The sequence below is a fragment of the Amycolatopsis echigonensis genome, from assembly GCF_014174495.1.
GTDB lineage: Bacteria > Actinomycetota > Actinomycetes > Mycobacteriales > Pseudonocardiaceae > Amycolatopsis > Amycolatopsis echigonensis.
This window is the reverse complement of the sequence record NZ_JACJHR010000234.1, coordinates 1-1,237: the sequence shown is the minus strand read 5'-3', so window position 1 is coordinate 1,237 and position 1,237 is coordinate 1. Positions and strand designations below refer to the sequence as shown.

Here is a 1,237-nt window from a genome sequence, read left to right as displayed (position 1 = left end):
GCGCAGGTCGGCCAACTCCTTGCGCAACTCCGTGAGCCGGGACTGGCTGGCCGGGTCGGTTTCCTTCGCCAGCGCCGCTTCCTCGATCTCCAGGCGCATCACCCGCCGGGTCAGCTCGTCGAGTTCGGCCGGCATCGAGTCGATTTCGGTGCGCAGCATCGCGCAAGCCTCGTCGACCAGGTCGATGGCCTTGTCCGGCAGGAACCGGTCGGAAATGTAGCGGTGGCTCAAGGTCACGGCGGCGACCAGGGCGCTGTCCTGGATCTTCACGCCGTGGAAGATCTCCAGCCGCTCCCGCAACCCACGCAGGATCGAGATCGCGTCGGCCTCGTCCGGTTCGTCCACGAGCACGGGCTGGAAGCGGCGTTCCAGGGCGGCGTCTTTCTCGATGTGCTTGCGGTACTCGTCGACCGTGGTGGCGCCGATCATGTGCAGCTCGCCGCGGGCCAGCATCGGTTTGAGCATGTTCCCGGCGTCCATCGCCCCTTCCGCGGCGCCGGCACCGACGACGGTGTGCAGTTCGTCGACGAACAGCAGGATCCGGCCCTCGGCGGCTTTCACCTCGTTGAGCACGGCCTTGAGCCGCTCCTCGAACTCGCCGCGGTACTTCGCGCCGGCGACCAGAGAGCCCATGTCGAGGGCGAAGACGGTCTTGTCGCGCAACCCTTCGGGCACGTCGCCGCGGTGGATGCGTTGCGCGAGGCCCTCGACGATGGCGGTCTTGCCGACGCCGGGGTCGCCGATGAGGACCGGGTTGTTCTTGGTCTTGCGGGACAGGATCTGCACCACGCGGCGGATCTCAGCATCACGCCCGATGACCGGGTCGAGCTTGCCTGCGGCGGCGTCGGCGACGAGGTCGCGGCCGTACTTGTCCAGCGCTTCGTAGGCGACCTCGGGCATCGCGGAGGTGACCCGCTGGTTGCCGCGGATCGCGGTCAGCGCCTGCAGGAACCGGTCGCGGGTCAGGCCGTGCTCGTGCAGCAGCCGGCCCGCGGCGGTGGTGGTCCCTTCCTCGATCAGCGCGATCACCAGGTGTTCGACGGAGACGTACTCGTCTTTGAGCCGCTTGGCCTCGCGCTCGGCGGTGTCGAGCAGCCGGACCAGCCGCTGGGTGAGGAAGATCTGCCCCGGTGCGGCGCCGGGCCCGGACACCTTGGGACGGCGTCCCAGTTCGGTCTCCAGCGCGGTGCGCAGCGTGTCCGGGTCCGCCTGGGCCTGGGCCAGCAGCCGCGGCACG

1 protein-coding gene is annotated in these 1,237 nt (G+C 69.4%); it reads right to left on the bottom strand.

What is annotated here, in order from left to right:
* A partial coding sequence (locus tag H5411_RS46490) for a Clp protease N-terminal domain-containing protein (protein ID WP_183128025.1) occupies nt 1–1,237 on the bottom strand: 1,237 nt, incomplete at both ends.